The organism is Bradyrhizobium sp. HKCCYLS20291 (assembly GCF_051167715.1).
GTDB lineage: Bacteria > Pseudomonadota > Alphaproteobacteria > Rhizobiales > Xanthobacteraceae > Bradyrhizobium.
Genome location: NZ_JBNPTO010000001.1, coordinates 729274 through 746687 on the forward strand (window position 1 = coordinate 729274; position 17414 = coordinate 746687).

Consider the following 17414-nt stretch of genomic DNA (forward strand, 5'->3'; position numbering starts at 1 on the left):
GCCACCGCGTCCAGCTTCAGGAATTGTTGAACGATGGGAACACGCCTGCATAGCAGATGCACCAGATCAGCGCCTGGGTCGGCTGCATGTTGTCATGCGGAAGACTCTGGCCGTTCGGCGTCACGGCATTGACGGCGAGCGTGACGTTGGCCGGCGGCGCCACGAAACCGTTGAAGATCGGGTCGACCGCCACGATGCCGACTCCCGTGCCCGGCCCGGGCGTGGCATTCGTGGCCGCCTTGCTACCAAGCTGCAGCGTGTGGGTATGCGCAGGCATCTCGGCGGACGTGAGAAAGGCCGTGCTGGTGCCCATCGCCTCGCCGATGATCCGGGGCTGCAGCCCGGGTCCGTCGCCCTGCCCGTTGGTGATGGCGCCGCTCAGATTGGGCAGCGCGAAATTGGTCGTGCCATTGCCGCCGAAATAGGTGCCGATGAGCGCGAACAGCGGCGTATATCGCTGAATGGGAAGAAGCTGGCCGAAGCACGGCAGCCAGGCGTTGTTGAAGCCGTCCGCCGCGAACGTGAAGGGAAAAGCCTGGATCTCACCAACGTATGGGTCTGACAAATCGTCTCTCCTCGAGAATGCGCGATGATGCCGATCGAGCCACGAAGCTTCAGCCCGGCGAGGGGAAAATCCCGCTGATGCAGATGCAGTAGTTGCCGACCACGGTCGGCATGATGTTGTTGTGCGGCACGCTCTGCCCCGCCGTCATGAGGCAGGGCGCCATCACCTCGTAGGTTCCGGCGTCGACGCTCGGCGCGTACAGATTGCCGGTCGTGGCGGTCCCGAGGAGAGCGGATGGACCCGGCGTCGGCGTATTGGCGACGGTGGTCGACGCCAGCAGGGCATGGCTGTGCGTGGGCATCTCGGTCGAGATCAGGGTGTGCTCGTCCTCGCCGGCGAGCTGACCGAGCACATAGCTCGCGCCGCCGGGCGGCGTGCCCTGCCCGACCGGAACGCGGCCGCGCAGATCGGGCAGGTTGAAGGTCTGCACGCCATCGCCGCCGAAGGTCGTTCCGATGACCGCGTAGAGCGCGTCATTGTTGGAGATCGACAGCGCGCTTCCGTCGCAGGCCAGCCAGCCGTCAGGGATGCGCGGGAAGCCAAATAGTCTGATCTCGCCGAGAAACGGGTCTGACATCCCGACATCCTTTCAGGTGCAATGGGGCGCCGCGACAGCGGGCGCGACGCGGAAAATTCCAGTCATGGTGGGCAGCGAGAGCGCCGGGCTCGCCGAGCGGCGTCAGGTGCGCGAGGGGTACACCCCATTGAGTGCGATCAGGTAGTTGATCACGAGATAGGGCTGCATGTTGTTGTGCGGCTGCCCGCCGCCGGTGTCGACGATGTTGGTGCTGAGCGACAGCGGCACCTGGCTCGTCCCCGCGGTTGTGAAGATCTGCGTGGGATTGTCCGGGGGAAGCGTATTGGTCGCGAACAGATTGCCGGTCGCCGATGCACCGCGTCCCGCCCCGTTGGTGCTGGACGCCTGGATCTGGTGATTGTGCGTCGGCATCTGCGCCGTCGTCAGCGTCACCGTGGTCTCGCCGCTGACCATGCCCGCAGGATACTGGCCGCTGCTTCCGGTCGAGCCGAGAATCGCGCGCCCGCGAAGATCCGGAAGTGCAAAGGTCGTGACGCCGTTGCCGCCGTAATAAGTCCCGAGAAGAGAGAACAACGCCTGGTTCGTCTGGATCGCCAGCAGCGCACCGTTGCAGAATGCCCACCCCCTCGGTGGTTGGCTGCCAGCAAATGGCATGATCTGCCCGAGAACAGGCGTTAACGGCATGCGTTGCCTCCAAAGGATTTTCTGCAATCGATTGAGATAACAATCAGCGACACGTCGATCGGCCAACAACCGAGCGGATCGATGACCGTCTTATGCAATTCCAAAGTGTCATCGATCCCGCGAGAACAGTCAAGGGTGAACCCGCATAGGCTGTGACGGCGGCGCAACTCGACTTCATTCTGCGAGGTCAATGCGCGGAATAGTCACAGTGTTGCGATGCTGCAACTGATCGCAGCAAAGGGCCATGGTGCAGCTATTGGGCGAATTGTTCGCTTGCCGGACGCGATTAACAAAGCTTAATCGATGGCAGGTTTGCGGCGAATCTTATTTTGCAATCACAGGTTTTTTGGGGGGCCGTGGTCATCGTCGGCTGCGACCCCGGGGAAGCGCAGGGGTACGGTGCAGTTCTTTTCCCTCATCATTTGGGCGATGGGTGCGACGTTCGGGCAGCTGCGGATGGCTGCAGCGTCGCTGGCGGGCGGCTGGCGAACGCGGGCGGCCACGATGATCCTGGCGCTCGCAGCCATGGGAGCAACGGTCTCGTCGGCCCAGGCGGTCTGCGATCAGACCGTCAACTCGACCAGCGGCGCCACGATCACCTTCACATCGGTGAGCCAAACCTACCGCCTGTGTCTCACCGTCGTCTCCACGGCCAACACAGGAGACGACGCGGCCGTCTACGGTCTGTACTCGGTGTCCGGCACCAATGCGGCGGTCAATTTCCCGATCGCGGGCACCAGTGCGAGCTCCTTCACCAACTACACGGCGAACACCGCCAAGGGCAACTATACCCTGGTCCCGAGCAGCGCGAACGACAACGGTCAGAATGCCAATACCGGCAATGCGCAGATCAACATCACGCTGAACAGCCTGAGCGGCAGCGGTCAGGATACGATCACGCTGTATTATGCGTCCGACTGTAGCGACCGTCTCGCGGCCTGCTCGGGCGCGGGATCCGCGACGACGCCATGGGTCCTGACGATCAACCTGCCCGGCCCGACGGCGACTCAGGCCATCGCGTCGAAGGGGCTGACCGTCAACACCGCGGCGACCTCCTTCACGCCGGTCACCGGCTCCGGCGGCACGGGCTCGCTGAGCTACGGTATCGCGCCGACACTGCCCACCGGCCTGAGCTTCAACACCTCGACCGGCGCCATCACCGGCACACCCACCGCCACCAGCGGCGCGACCACCTATACGGTCACGGTGACCGACGCCAACAGCGCCACGGCCAGCAACACGTTCAGCCTCACGGTGAACGGCGCCGTGACGGCGACGCAGGCGGTCGCCTCCAAGACGCTGACCCAGAATCAACCGTCCGCCAACTTCACGCCGGTCACCGGCGGCGGCGGCACGCCATCCTACACCTATGGCGTATCGCCGTCCCTGCCCGCCGGTCTCTCGCTCAATAGCTCGACCGGCGCGATCACCGGCACGCCAACGGGCACCCTCGGCTCGACGACCTATACGGTGACCGTGACGGACGCCAACAGCGCCACCGCCTCAAATACGTTCAGCCTCGCCATCAACGCGGCGGTGACCGCGACCCAGGCGGTCGCCTCGACGACCCTGACGCAGAATGCGGCGGCGACGTCGTTCACGCCGGTCACCGGAGCGAACGGCACCTCGCCGCTCAGCTATAGCGTCGCACCGTCGCTGCCGGCCGGCCTCTCGCTCAGCTCGAGCACCGGTGCCATCACGGGCACGCCGACCGCAAGCATCGGCGCGACCACCTTCACGGTCACCGTCACCGATACTAATAATGCCACCGCCAGCAACACATTCAGCCTGACCGTGAACACCGCGGTGACGGCGACGCAATCCGTGAGCTCGGCCACCGTGACCGTGAACACGGCCATCACGACCTTCACGCCGGTGACGGGCGGTGGCGGCACGACGCCGCGCACCTATGCGATCTCGCCAACCTTGCCGACCGGCCTCAGCTTCAACACTTCCACCGGGCAGGTCAGCGGCACGCCGACGGTGAGCAGCAGCACCACGACCTACACGGTGACGGTGACGGACGCCAACAACGGCACGGCGAGCAACACCTTCCAACTGACGGTCAACGGCCCATTGAGCGCGACGCAGGCGATCGCCTCCAAGGCGCTGACGCAGAATGCGGCGGCGACGTCGTTCACGCCGGTCACTGCATCGGGCGGCACGCCCTCCTACACCTACGCTATTTCACCGGCGCTGCCGACCGGTCTTTCGCTCAACACCAGCTCCGGCGCGATTACGGGCACGCCGACGGTGACCAGCAGCGCGACCACCTACACGGTGACGATCACCGACGCCAACAGCGCCACCGCCAACAACACGTTCAGCCTGACGGTGAACGGCGCGGTGACCGCGACGCAGGCGATCGCATCAAAGGTCGTGACGGCGAACCAGGCGGTCACCTCGTTCACGCCGGTGACCGGCGGTGGCGGCACCACGCCGTACACCTACAGCGTATCCCCTGCGTTGCCGGCAGGTCTTTCGATAAGCACCTCGACCGGCGCGATCACCGGCACGCCGACCTCCGCGAGCGGAGCCACCACCTACACCGTCACCGTGACCGATGCAGCCAACGGGACCGCCACGAACACGTTCAGCCTGACCGTCAACGGTGCGGTCGCAGCGACGACGGCCGTGCCCTCCACCACGCTGCCGTTCAATCAGGCAGTGACGGCATTCACGCCGGTGACCGGCTCCGGCGGCACCGGCACGCTGACCTACGCGGTTTCGCCGACACTGCCGACAGGCCTGAGCTTCAACACCACCAACGGCCAGATCACGGGGACGCCGACGGTGCCCACCGCGGCCACGACGTTCACGGTCACCGTGACCGACACCAACAGCGCAACCGCGACTGCAACTTTCAGCCTGACCGTCAACGGTCCGGTCGCGGCGACGACGGCCGTGCCCTCCAGCACGCTGCCGATCAACCAGGCGGTCACGCCGTTCGCGCCGGTGACCGGCTCCGGCGGCACTGGCGCGCTGACCTACGCGGTCTCCCCCGGCCTGCCGACCGGGCTCAGCTTCAATACGTCGAACGGCCAGATCAGCGGCACGCCGACGGCCACAACGGCGGCGGCAACCTACACGGTGACGGTGACTGACACTGTCAGCGCGTCCGCCAGTGCCACGTTCAGCCTCGCGGTCGGGCAGCTCGGCACCACGGTGACGCTGACCTCGTCGCAGAACCCGAGCCAGTTCGGCCAGGCCGTGACCTTCACCGCGTCCGTGGCGCCACAAGGCGGCGGCGGCGGCACGCCAACCGGCACGGTCACCTTCAACGACAACGGCTCGCCGATCGGCACGGCCACGCTCGCCGGCGGCGCGGCAACGCTTACGATCACCACGCTGACAGTCGGCAGCCACACCATCACCGCGACCTATGGCGGCAGCGCACTCTTTACGGCAAGCTCCTCGCTCGGCCTCGCACAGACCGTCAACGTGCCCGTCGACAGCGTGCGGCTGCGCTCGCTGCAGCAGACCGTCAGCAAGCTGGTGGCGCAGAACTCGGGCCAGGCCATCTCGGGCGCGATCGATGACGCGATCGCTGACGGTTTCAGCGATGGCGGCACGTTCCTGACTCCCGGCAGTGGGCGCATGCGCTTCAACTTCTCGGCCGAGTCCCGCGATGATGATCCGCCGTCTATTGCGGCAGACCGCGCGGGCACCAGCGACAGCAACGCCTATTCCTCGGTGCTGCCCGGCCGGGAGCCGCCGCGCAGCCGTGGCCGCAACCGGGTCGACGATGCCTTCGCGGCGATCGACCGCGGCGACAAGAAGCAGGCCGCGCCGAAATTGCACGAGCAGAAGGAGTGGCTGCTGTGGGCCGACGTGCGCGGCACCGGCGTCGATCGCTGGGGCACGACCACGGCGGGGGGGATCACGCAGGGGAACCAAGCTTCGCTCTATGGCCAGCAACTGAACGCCACCATGGGCCTGACCTATCGGGCGACGCCGAGCTTCCTGGTCGGCGTGCTCGGAGGCTACGAGACGTTCAGCTATACCCAGCAGGACATCAACGGCAGGCTGAAGGGCGACGGCTGGACCACCGGCGCCTATCTCGGCTGGAAGATCGTGCCGACGCTGCGCTTCGATGCCGCCGTCGCCTATTCCGGCATCGGCTATGACGGCTCCGCAGGAACGGCGCAAGGCAGCTTCACCGGTCAGCGCTGGATGCTGTCGTCCGGCCTCACCGGCATCTACAAGACGGCTGGGTTTGTGATCGAGCCCTCGGCCAAGGTCTACGCGTTGTGGGAGCACCAGAACGCGTACACGGATTCGCTGGGCACGCGGCAGGGCTCCTATGACTTCGCCAGCGGCCGCGCGTCAGGCGGTCTGCGCGCCGCCTACCCCGTCGCCTGGCTCGACAGCGGCCTGCTGCTGACGCCGTTCCTCGGTCTGTACGGCGACTACTATTTCAACAAGGAGGATGCCAACGCGCTCGCCGCCAATGCGCTGGCCTCGACACCGCTGCTACAGGGCTGGTCGGCCCGCGCCACCGGCGGCCTCGGCATTCAGACCCAGAGCGGTGTCGGTGTCGGACTGGGGGCCGAGTACGGTGGTCTCGGCAGCAACACCCACATCTGGACTTTCTCGGCCAAGGCACGGGTGCCGTTCACCGCGCAGTAGCAGTAGCGCCGCTGGAATCGAAAACCGCCCCGACAGGGGGCGGTTCATTGTGCCGAAGGCCAGTGCGGCGCGTCAGTACAGTCCGCGACCGCCCATGATGTCGCGGGCCTCATCGGCGCCGTCGGATGCGGAAGCCGGTGAGCGCACGTTCTGGTCATAGGACACGGCACGGGGGTTATCGAGGCTGCGTCCCCGCGTGCGGCTGGAGGCCGACATCTCCGAGGTCGCGCCGATCGCGGCCAAGTCGGCGGAGGTGTTGCCCAACGTGTAGGGCCGTCCCTCCGGCATCGGAATCTCGCCGCGAATCGGACGGCCGGTGCCGACCTCCGGCACGAACGGCTTGGCCGAGGCGACGCGCACCAGGGACGGTGCCGGCGCTGGGATGCCGGTGCGCAAGGTCGCCATCAACTGGGTGTCATCGGAGCCTTCGAGCGGCGCCCGGCCGACATATTCGACCCGCACCCGCGCAACGCCGCTGCTCTTGAACTCGAGCAGGTCCGCCGCCTTGTTGGAGACGTCGATCAGGCGATTGGCGTGGTAAGGACCACGATCGTTGATCCGGACGATCAGCGACTTGCCGTTGGAGAGATTGGTGACGCGGGCGTAGCTCGGCATCGGCAGCGTCGGATGCGCCGCCGTCAACGAGGTCATGTCGAACACCTCGCCATTGGCGGTCTGACGGCCATGAAAATCGTCGCCATACCAGGACGCCATGCCCTCGGCGCGATAATTGGTGTCCTCTTCCGGAACGTATGTCTTTCCGGCAACAGTATAGGGCTTGCCAATGCGGTAGACGCCGCCGCCCTTCGGCACCGGTTCGCCCAGACCGACGACGCGGGGGCTCGACGACACGCCGTATTTCGGATCGACCTTGCTGGCGAGCTTGTTCGACGAGGCGCAATTCGCGACCGTCAGGCAGGCGAGGACGGCAACAGCGCCGCGCACCGCTCTATCGACCGGATTTGTCAGACCAATCCCCATCGACCCCAAATACCACTCTGCTCGTCACCGTAGGCCGGCATTAGCAGGTGCCTACGGTCCGGCTCGTCCCCGTGAGTCGCATCCCCGCAACCCAATGCACAAGGATAACGCAACCCGAACGCGGCGGAAATGGGGTGGGCCGTGCCGTGGTTAACCGGAGCTTTCCGCCTGCCACCATCGGGCGAAGCGTCGTTCGGTCGCTACTCTGCTTTGGCGATCTTGTTTCGAGTGCACCATTTCAGACACATATGTTGCTCGAAAACATCATCTAGAGCGGATCTCGATTTCCGCGATCTGAATCGTTTTGACTGTGCAGGGCTGCACGTCGTTTCCTTCACACGGGGCGCAACAAGGGTGTGTTCGCGATGATCGAAGCAATGACAGCGGTGATGGGCTTGGTTGGCGCCGGTATCTTCCTCGCTCATGCGTTTGAAGGTGTCCGTTCGCGGGCCTGATACGGAACGGTCGGACAGCCGGCATCACGGCCGGCTTTCGTCCGCTCATCGACAACGACACTTCAGGACTGGCCTGAAGCCGATATTTCCACGATCTGCGTTCTAGCAAGATTTTTCGAGCCCTCTGATCGAGTTCGGACCGGCATTTAAGCCGACTCCGGTGGGCCTACCATCCATTCGACCTTTACGACACTGCACGTTCGCTGATGGGCTGAAGGGCAATCGATGGCCCTGAAGCGATCGGCACAGCAGCCCGAGCACCGATGATTCGTGCGCGCGCACGGCGAGATTCCGTCGCTGCGCCCGCGCAAGCCGTGACGCAGCTGAACCAGGAGCTCGACGGGGCCTCTTGGCAGGTGCGGCTGAGGCATCCGACCTAAGCCAGGTCGGCCTGCACGACATCAGGCCGTGGGAGATTCCCGTGGCCGGCTTCGGTCGCACGCGCAGGCTCCGGACTGCTGCGGCTGGCCGAGCGGAGACACATCCTGGCGGAAGGGGTGGGATTCGAACCCACGGTACCCTTGCGGGCACGCCGGTTTTCAAGACCGGTGCCTTAAACCACTCGGCCACCCTTCCATCTCAGGAGTTTGAATCGCTTAGCGAATGGGGGGATTGAACGCAAGGCGAACAATGCTGCCCGTCTGCGGATCTCGCGACGATCGCGGCCGCCCTGTCATCGGCAGCTGAATTTCTTTCACCTTCATGACCGGCGGGCGGCTCAGCGCCAACGGCCTCGCGCACGCGAGACCGATCTCGAACGAGCGGTGCTTGCTGCGTCGGGTGGCGACCAGAAAGTCGCCTCGATTCGAGTCGCTGTCGTGCGCGAACCGACGCGAAGACGTCGAATCCTCCCGCGGCTATAGGCGAGCAGTGCCGGCACTGCTAAGACATCGGAGCTGAAACATCAGGACATCCGGCGTCACCATGAGAGACGAATCTGCCTCGATTTGGCCGTTGCTCGCGGGCTTGCGCTTCGCCTTCTCGTTCTGGGTCCTCTGCGCTCACACCTACAGCTTTGCCATTCACCCGCTGCCGGTGTTGAGCTTGAGCGGCCTGATGCCGGTGCTGTGCTTCTTCGCCATCTCCGGGTTCAGCATCCACCATTCGATCGCAACCGAGCCCGCGGGATACCTGCGGCGGCGCTTCTGGCGGGTCTACCCGACCAATTTCGCCTGCGTCTCGATCGCGCTCATCGGCTATCTGATTCTCGGTCCCGAACTGAAAACGGCCGTGGGCCATGCCGGAGGTGAGGTGATTCCCGCCTTCACCTGGATCGGCTCTTATCTGCTGTTGCAGACGATCCTTCCGATCATGGTGCCGCTGCTGTTCCCGGCCTGGTCGCTCTCGATCGAAGTCCTGTACTACGCCATGGCACCATTGCTTCGGCGCCTGAGTCTGCGGGCGCTTCTCACCGTCTCGGGCCTGTCTTTGCTGGCCTTCTTCGGGCTGCATCTCCTGAGGGGGACGGTCCTGGAAACTCTCGTCTTTCAAAAGATCGCCTTTGTCCATGCGCTCGCGGTCTTCTGGGCGTTCGCGTGCGGGTGGATCGCCTACACGAATGCGCACAACATCCGGCTCATGCTGGCTTTTGCAATGGGCGGGCCGCTGGCGGTGGCGTCCTATCCGCCGTTCTTCGCAATCATTCGCGGGTCGGTGCTCATCCCCACACTCGCCGCATGGTTCCTGGTCGTTGCCATCCTGTTCATGCGGCCGAAGGTGACGCTGCGGCCTTCGACCGCCGCCGCGCTCAACTACCTCGGCGATATCGGATACCCACTTTACTTGTCGCATTATCCGGTGATGTTCATTGCGGCGAGCACGCTGTTTTGGGACCGTCGGGTCCCCTGGGACGGCGCCCTCTATGCCGTCTGCGCCATCGCGGTGGCGGCAGCGATCTATCACCTCGTCGACAAACCGCTTCGCAAGTTCGGCAGATCGAACACGTCGCTCTTCCCGGGCCGCTTGCGGACCGTCGAAGCAAGCGCGGCAGGCGGGCGCGACGTGACTCAGCCTTAGCGTCTGCTCGGACACATCCGCAACGTTGCCCCGTCAAGTTTGAGAGCGCTCGACCCCAGCCGATGAGGACTGGGCAGCCCGTATTCGCGCGTCTCACCGCTATGCATGCTCTGGTCCGTGATGTTAATGTGGAAACATCCATCAACAGAGTAGCTTCAATGCGAAACGAAAGTGCCGGCATTTGGCCGTTGCTTGCCATGGCCGTCGCAGTGGCGATCTATCACACCATCGACCGTTCGCTCCGCAGGTTCGGCAGAGCTGCGGCGTTCTCTCCGCGACTCCGGCTGCAAGGCGCTGAAGTTTGGCCCGCGCGACGGTTGTCCGATGACGGTCATCTCGAACCACGTCCATAAGGCCGGACGGACGACCAAACCGATTGCGGGCGCACTCCTTTGTGCGCGCACGGGCCACTATTGGCCGTTCACGCGAGGCGCCGCGTCCGAATCGACGCCCACCCGCTCCATCAGTTCGCGAACGTCGTCGAGACGCTGGTTGAGAAGGCGGTGGGTCTCGCTCAGCGTCCAGCGCAACTCGTCCAGCGCGCCCGGTGCCTGATCTGGAAAATGCGCGAGGTGATAGATCAGCTCGTTCAGGATCTCCCGCACGCCGTAGAGATCGTCGTGGCCGAGCTTATGGAAGTCGAGCTGGCCGAGCAGACGCTGCACGAAGCTGCGCCGGTCGGGCGGCACGTGGCGCAGATCGACGAAACGATTGACATGGAAGGCCCGCGGCGCCTCGGTGCTGCCGGCCGCACGCGCCAGCGCGGCGCGCACGCTGTCCGCGGCGAGATCCTCCATGTCGACCGCGAGCGTGTTCGGGAACAGGCTCGTGTAGTTCTCGATCAGCGAATGGGTCTTGTCATAGTACCAGCCGAACTTGTCGGTCAGCGACAGCTCCATCCATTGCTGCTTCGACATCTCTGCGAAATGGAAAGCGGTCGGACGCTTGCGCCGCGCGTTCGGCGAATCGGCATAGTAGACGTGGTTTTCCGGCGCGAGCACGGCATTCTCGGCGAGGCTTGCGATGCACGCCGCCCGGTCGCGCCGGCGCAGATGCACCAGCGTGATCTGATCACCGACGAGTTCGGCAATGATCGGAAGGACGGCCGCGTAACCATTGCCGACAACGCATGCATGCGGACAATCGAGGATGATCCGCCTGATCTGATTCTCGATACCGCGGTCGTTGGTTTCCTGGAGCTGACAGAACAGCTCGTTCAGTTCGCTCGACCCCCATTCGTGCACGGCCCGGTCGCCGTTGTCCTGGTGGTCGAACGCATCCTGCATCATCCGTGCGAGCGAGGTCGTTCCATCGCGTCCCGTCCCGACGCACAGCACTCGCAAGGCCGACGACGATGGTCTCGACGCCGGTCCGCGATGATCGTTGCTGGCGGAGCGTGCGGCTCGGTTGCCTGAGGACACTGCGGCGCGCGGCCGCGTCAGCCGGCGAAGCTCGGCGGAAGCAGCCTCGCACTCGAGCTTGAAGCCGTTGCGCTCATCGCGCAGACGGCCCATGATCACGCCCATCTCCTCGGTGACGCGCTTGTAGCGTTGCGCATCATCCTGCGCAGCCTTGAGCTCCTCGACGAGGCGTTGGGTCTCGGCCTCGAGCCGGGCATCAAATCCCAGCTGGGCTTCGATCCACCGGCGCGCGCGCACTCTCGACAACAAGATCCCTCCACACGTTTCAGCTCGGCCGCCCGTCGGCCCGCGTTCGGGCAACGATGCATCCACAAGACACCCGACGCTGCGCACATCCATACATGCGCGTAAGTCCCTATGCACGTCGAAATGTATTTCGGATCAAGTCCAGCAATAACTTCCCGCGGCGGGCTCACCGCTTCCCTGCCCAGTGCGTTCTGAGCCGCCGGCCAAGCCGGACCGGGTCCTGCTGGCCGAACGCGCGAGGATACCGCGGCGCTGTTCGCTGCGAGTATCACGGCGCCACGGCGCGGCGCTGAGGTGACGCCGGCATAAGCCGCTGCGCGGCCAATCAGTCCAGCCCGCGCTCGCGGCTGAGCCGGACCATCTCGTCGATGAAGATCTGCTTCTGCTTGTCGTCGAGGCTGCTGAACAGCGGCTCCGATGCATCGGCGACCGCGCGCTGGTCGGCGGCACGATCGACCAGGAACTGAACCTCGTTGCGCATCTGTTCGACGATGTCGTCGGGCGGGTCGCGCTTCGCCCGGGCGATGCGCAAGGTGAGTCGATCCGCGCCGTTGCGCCCGAGAGCGTGCATTGCGGCAGCAAATGGTCTTCAGTTCTTCGCCTGCTCTTCGGTCAGGTTGAGGCCAGCTTTCAGGCGCTCGCTATTGGCGTCGATGTTGGCGACGATCTGCTCCGGCGTGAGCTCCGGCACGCCTGGCTGCGTCAGCGTCGGAGCGGCCTTTGCGACCTTGACGGACTTTGCTTTCGAGGACCTGGTCTTCTTGCTCTCTGCCGCTGGCGACGGCGATGGCGCCGCGGGCTGCGCGCCCTGCTGCTGGCCGGCATTTCCGGTGAACGCCCCGGTCACACCGGTCACCACACCGACGCCGCCGCCGATGGCGCCGCCCAGCACGCCCCCGACAGGGCCCGCGGCCTTGTTGCCTTCGCGCGCGCCCTGCTCGACACCCTTGAACAGGCCCTGCGCGGCAACCTGACGCGGCATCGCGGCTGCGATACCAAGCATCGAAAGCACACCTGCTGCGCTGCAGAGAAGATAGTGCACCGCCGCCCCATGTCGGCTGATCCTCATCAGCTTTATCTCCCTCGCCAAACGCTGCGGGTCGCGCCACGCGACCGACGGTGAGTCGGCCGAAATTCTAACGTTGGCGCAACGCGCAAGTCCATCTCGCGCGAGGCGCGACAAAGCGCTCCGGCCATGACGATTTCCTACCTCGCCTTGCATCGCAGCGTCGGGGCGCTGCAATGCAATCAGTGGCAGGCCTTACGACAAGGTGTGTCCGCCATTAGTTCTAAGTTCCGCCTTACCTGCTTTCTCGACAGCCGTGCGCAATTCTGCTCTGATTGCGCCTGAGCGAAATCCAAGCGCGCATGACGCGACGCAACAACTAACAACTGGATTCGCCCCAACAACGCTTGGCTCACCAGGGAGGGAACGCCATGTCACGGAGGAAGCTGAACCGCCGACAATTCGTTGCTGCGACTGCTGCCACCTCGGCAGTCATGATCGCCGCACCCTATGTGCGCGGAGCCTATGCTGCCGGAAAGCTCTCGATCGGATTCTGGGACCATTGGGTGCCGGACGCCAACAAAGCCTCCACGGAACTCTGCAAGGAATGGGCGGACAAAGAGAAGGTCGACCTCCAGGTCGACTACATCACCAGCCAGGGCAATAAGAACCTCATCACGATCGCCGCGGAGGCGCAGGCCAAGTCGGGCCATGACATTTTCCAGATGCCGACCTGGTGGTGCCACTCCAACTCCGATCTGCTCGAGCCCGTGAACGACATTATGGAGCCAATCATCCAGGAGAACGGCACCGTCAACGATACCGTCAAGTATCTCGGCGTTCTCGACGGCAAGTGGATGGGCGTGCCGGCCTGTGTCGGAAGTCAGATCAAGGGCCCCTGCTCGCGCATCGACTTGATGAAGAAGCACGCTGGCATCGATGTCCAGGAGCTGTATCCGGCCGGCGGACCGCCGAAGGCGGAGAACTGGACCACGGACACCTTCCTCAAGGCTGCGGAGGCCTGCCACAAGGCCGGCGTTCCATTTGGAATCGGGCTGGGCGAGACATCCGACAATGTCGATACCGCCGGCGCCTTCTTCAGGGCGTTCGGCGCCGAACTCGTCGACGCCAAGGGCAATCTCACCGTCAAGACCGATGCGGTCCGCCAGGTGCTCGAGTTCTACAAGAAGCTGATCGCCTTCCTGCCGCCGGACGCCGGCGCCTGGGACGATGCCTCGAACAACAAATGGCTGATTGCCGGCAAGGGCGCGCTGATCATGAACCCGCCGAGCGCCTGGGCGGTGGCCAAGCGCGACGCCCCGCAGGTGGCGGAGCAGTGCTGGACCCACGGCTTCCCGGCCGGTCCGAAGGGCCGTTTCGCCCCGTTCCTCCCCTTCTTCTGGTCGATCTGGAGCTTCTCCAAGAACAAGCCGGCCGCCAAGAGCCTGCTCGTGCATCTCTCCAAGCCGTCGTCGATCGAGAAGATGGTCGAAGCCAGCGGCGGCTACGATCTGCCAGCTTTCAGCAAGCTCACCAAGCTGAAGGTCTGGGCTGAGCAGGGACCGCCGAAGGGGACGCTCTTCCACTATCCCGATCCCTATCAGCAGCAGGTGCTGTCCATCGCGGCCTCGCCTGCGCCGCCCAAGGTCGCGCAGCAGATCTATTTCCAGGCCACGCAGACAAAGATGGCCCTGCGCTATGCCCAAGGCGAAAGCATGGAGAAGACGCTCGCCTGGGCCGAAGGCGAGTGCGAAGGATTCCTACGCAGCTGAGCCGACCGCAGGTCGCACGATGGCGGCTATTCCAGCCGCCATCGTGCGCCGCCGCCCGCCTCCCCCGCCCCGTGAACGCCGGCGTCGGCCGGCCAAGCCAAGGAGCTTGTCGTCATGGTCGATGCTGCATTCGGCGAAAACGCGGTGGCGCGTCCCCGCCCCGCGGTCGGCCGCAGCGGTCTACGCAAGACCCTTAAGCGGAAATCAACCGTCGCCTTTCTGATGACGCTCCCGCTGATCCTGCTGATCGCGCTGCTCGTCGTCTATCCGGCGTTCTATTCGGTACACTTGGCGACGCTGAACAAGTCGATGCAGCGCTTCGTCGGCTTCGGCAATTTCGAGTTCCTGTTCAAGCGCGATACGTTCTGGCTGGTCGTCAAACAGTCCTGCATCTTCGCGATCTCGGCCGTGCTGTTCAAGGCGCTGATCGGCTTCATCGTCGCGCATTTCGTCCACAACATTCCCGCCAAGGGGCAGCGCAAATGGCGCGGCATGCTGCTGGTGCCCTGGGTGATCCCGCCGGCGATGAGCACGCTGGCCTGGCTGTGGCTGTTCGACCCGTCCTACAGCGCCTTCAACTATGCGCTGTCGTTCTTCGGCATCGGCCCGATCCCGTGGACCGGCGACGCCGCCTGGGCGCGGTTCTCGGTGATCCTCGTCAACGTCTGGTACGGCGCGCCGTTCTTCATGATCATGTATCTGGCGTCGCTGAAATCGGTGCCGGACCAGCTCTACGAGGCGGCCGCGATCGACGGCGCCAATTGGTGGCAGCGCATCTGGTACGTGACCCTGCCGATGATGCGCAACATCATCGCGATCACCACGCTGTTCTCGCTGATCGTCACCTTTGCCAATTTCGACATCGTCCGCATCCTCACCGCCGGCGGCCCGCTCGACAAGACGCACATCTTCGCGACCTGGGCGTTCCGCGTCGGCATCGAGGGCAGCGACATTCCGCTCGGCGCCAGCGTCTCTCTGTTCATGGTACCGATCCTGGCGGTCGCCGCGATCTTCATCCTGCGCGACGTCAACAAGCGGGGGAACGAGTCCTGATGAGCACCCTGACAGTCGACAAGGCCGGCCCGACCCGCAACGTCAAATACGGCTCGATGAGCCGCGACCGTGCATGGGCGCTGCGCTGGTCGTATTTCTTCCTGACGCTGTTCGCGATCTTCTCGCTGGTGCCGCCGCTCTACATGCTGATCACGTCGCTGAAGGGCAGCGCCGAAATATCGGCCGCGACCAATCCGTGGTGGGTGTTCCATCCCACCCTGGAGAACTACATCGGGCTGCTGACCTCGAACCAGTTCCTGCGCTTCTTCTTCAACTCCGCCATGGTCTCGATCATCGTCGTGATCATCACCATGCTGATCAGCATTCCCGCCGCCTTCGCACTGTCGCGGATGAAGTTCTGGGGCTCGGCGACGCTCGCAACCGGCGTGTTCCTGACCTATCTGATCCCGGACAGCCTGCTGTTCCTGCCGCTGTTCAAGATGTTCGCGCTGATCGGCGACGTCACCGGCATCCAACTCGTCAACCGCTGGTACGTGCTGCTCTTCATCTATCCGACACTGACGGTGCCGTTCTGCACCTGGATCATGATCGGCTACTTCGCCTCGATCCCCAAGGAGCTCGACGAGGCCGCCATCATCGATGGCGCGTCCTGGCTGCAGACCCTGACGCGGATCTTCATTCCGGTTGCCCTCCCCGGCCTGATCGCGGCGACGATCTTCGCCTTCACCGTCTCCTGGGCACAATTCCTGTATCCCCTGGTGTTCACGACCTCGACCGACCAATTGGTGCTGCCGGTCGGAATCGTCACCACCCTGATCAAGGGCGACGTCTTCAACTGGGGACAGATCATGACCGGTGCGCTGCTCGGCGCGGCGCCGCCTCTGATCATCTACGCGTTCCTGATGGACTATTACATCGCCGGTCTGACGGCCGGCGCGACCAAGGGCTGAAGACGGGGGTTGATCCGATATGGCTGAAGTGAGCTTGCGCAAGGTCGTGAAGCGTTACGATGACGTCGAGGCGGTAAGGGGCATCGATCTCGACATCGCCGACCACGAGTTCGTGGTGCTGGTCGGCCCGTCCGGCTGCGGCAAGTCGACGACGTTGCGGATGATCGCGGGGCTCGAGGACATCTCCGACGGCGACATCACGATCGGCGGCGACGTCGTCAACGACGTGCCGCCGAAGGATCGTGACATCGCCATGGTGTTCCAGAACTACGCGCTCTACCCGCACATGACGGTCGCGGAGAACATGTCGTTCGGCCTGCGCCTGAAGCACTATCCGAAGGCCGAGATCAAGAGCCGCGTCACCGAGGCGGCGCGCATGCTCGACATCACCGATCTCATAGATCGCAAGCCGAAGCAGCTGTCCGGCGGCCAGCGCCAGCGCGTCGCGATGGGCCGCGCCATCGTGCGCAATCCCAAGGTGTTCCTGTTTGACGAGCCGCTGTCGAACCTCGACGCCAAGCTGCGCGTGCAGATGCGCATCGAGATCAAGAAGGTGCACCAGAAGGTCCGCACCACGACGGTCTACGTGACCCACGATCAGGTCGAGGCCATGACGCTCGCCGACCGCGTCGTCGTCATGAACAAGGGCCGCATCGAGCAGATCGGCACGCCGACCGAGCTGTACCATCATCCGGCGACACGCTTCGTCGCCGGCTTCATCGGCTCGCCCGCGATGAACTTCGTGCCATGCCGGCTCGAGGACATGGATGGCCGGCTGCATCTCCGTCTCACCGACAGGATCGCCTTCCCGCTGCCGCCGGCGCGCGCAGCGCGTTATCAATCCGTGTCACGGAATGAGTCGCTGCTGCTCGGCATCCGCCCGGAGCACATCACCGAGACCAGGCCGCATGCGGAGCCTGGAATCGAGCCGTTCGAGGCGATGCTCGACGTCACCGAGCCGATGGGCATGGAGACGCTGGTCTACTTCGCGCTCAACGAAACACCGGTGTGCGGGCGGGTCAGCCCCAATGCCGGCGCGCGGGATGGCAGCCCCCTGCGGATGGCAATGGACCTCAACAACATGCACCTGCTAAATGAAGCGACCGGGCTCGTGATCTGACGAGCACAAGAAGCTTC

Annotated in this window: 11 protein-coding genes, 1 tRNA gene and 1 pseudogene; 6 read left to right on the top strand and 7 right to left on the bottom strand. The window is 64.4% G+C overall.

Annotation, left to right across the window (positions count from 1 at the left end):
• Positions 1–16: 16 nt before the first annotated feature.
• The 3 genes from ACQR07_RS03455 to ACQR07_RS03465 form a co-directional block, all read right to left on the bottom strand.
• Entirely contained in the window at positions 17–565 is a 549-nt protein-coding gene (locus ACQR07_RS03455; protein WP_434900933.1) for a phage tail protein, read from the bottom strand.
• Positions 566–614: 49 nt separating this feature from the next.
• On the bottom strand, positions 615–1142 hold the full coding sequence (locus ACQR07_RS03460) for a phage tail protein (protein ID WP_434900934.1): 528 nt from the start codon (positions 1140–1142) through the stop codon (positions 615–617).
• Between the two features lie 102 nt (positions 1143–1244).
• On the bottom strand, positions 1245–1787 hold the full coding sequence (locus ACQR07_RS03465) for a phage tail protein (protein WP_434900935.1): 543 nt from the start codon (positions 1785–1787) through the stop codon (positions 1245–1247).
• 456 nt (positions 1788–2243) lie between these two features.
• On the opposite strand from ACQR07_RS03465, the gene ACQR07_RS03470 reads away from it, so the two are divergent.
• On the top strand, positions 2244–6416 hold the full coding sequence (locus tag ACQR07_RS03470) for a beta strand repeat-containing protein (protein WP_434900936.1): 4173 nt from the start codon (positions 2244–2246) through the stop codon (positions 6414–6416).
• A gap of 72 nt (positions 6417–6488) precedes the next feature.
• Here the strand turns inward: ACQR07_RS03470 and ACQR07_RS03475 are convergent, their stop codons facing one another.
• Positions 6489–7397: a septal ring lytic transglycosylase RlpA family protein gene (locus ACQR07_RS03475; protein WP_434900937.1), complete on the bottom strand. Its 909-nt coding sequence runs from the start codon at positions 7395–7397 to the stop codon at positions 6489–6491.
• Positions 7398–8338: 941 nt separating this feature from the next.
• Positions 8339–8428 (bottom strand) — tRNA-Ser (locus ACQR07_RS03480).
• Positions 8429–8776: 348 nt separating this feature from the next.
• Between ACQR07_RS03480 and ACQR07_RS03485 the strand changes: the two genes are divergently transcribed.
• Positions 8777–9868 (top strand): acyltransferase family protein, encoded by a 1092-nt coding sequence (locus ACQR07_RS03485; protein WP_434900938.1) that lies wholly within the window; start codon positions 8777–8779, stop codon positions 9866–9868.
• Positions 9869–10278: 410 nt separating this feature from the next.
• Here ACQR07_RS03485 and ACQR07_RS03490 read toward each other — a convergent pair whose 3' ends face one another.
• Positions 10279–11526: a hypothetical protein gene (locus ACQR07_RS03490; protein WP_434901058.1), complete on the bottom strand. Its 1248-nt coding sequence runs from the start codon at positions 11524–11526 to the stop codon at positions 10279–10281.
• Between the two features lie 334 nt (positions 11527–11860).
• A pseudogene (locus ACQR07_RS03495) lies at positions 11861–12517 on the bottom strand (Spy/CpxP family protein refolding chaperone).
• 455 nt (positions 12518–12972) lie between these two features.
• Between ACQR07_RS03495 and ACQR07_RS03500 the strand changes: the two are divergent.
• The 4 genes from ACQR07_RS03500 (at position 12973) to ACQR07_RS03515 (ending at position 17397) form a co-directional block, all read left to right on the top strand.
• A complete protein-coding gene (locus ACQR07_RS03500; protein WP_434900939.1) occupies positions 12973–14313 on the top strand; it encodes an ABC transporter substrate-binding protein in 1341 nt (446 codons plus the stop codon).
• Between the two features lie 114 nt (positions 14314–14427).
• Positions 14428–15366: a carbohydrate ABC transporter permease gene (locus ACQR07_RS03505; RefSeq protein WP_434867380.1), complete on the top strand. Its 939-nt coding sequence runs from the start codon at positions 14428–14430 to the stop codon at positions 15364–15366.
• On the top strand, positions 15366–16277 hold the full coding sequence (locus tag ACQR07_RS03510; RefSeq protein WP_434867381.1) for a carbohydrate ABC transporter permease: 912 nt from the start codon (positions 15366–15368) through the stop codon (positions 16275–16277). Before ACQR07_RS03505 ends, ACQR07_RS03510 begins: the two co-directional genes overlap by 1 nt.
• A 19-nt stretch (positions 16278–16296) precedes the next feature.
• Positions 16297–17397: an ABC transporter ATP-binding protein gene (locus ACQR07_RS03515; protein ID WP_434900940.1), complete on the top strand. Its 1101-nt coding sequence runs from the start codon at positions 16297–16299 to the stop codon at positions 17395–17397.
• The last annotated feature ends 17 nt before the right edge of the window (positions 17398–17414 follow it).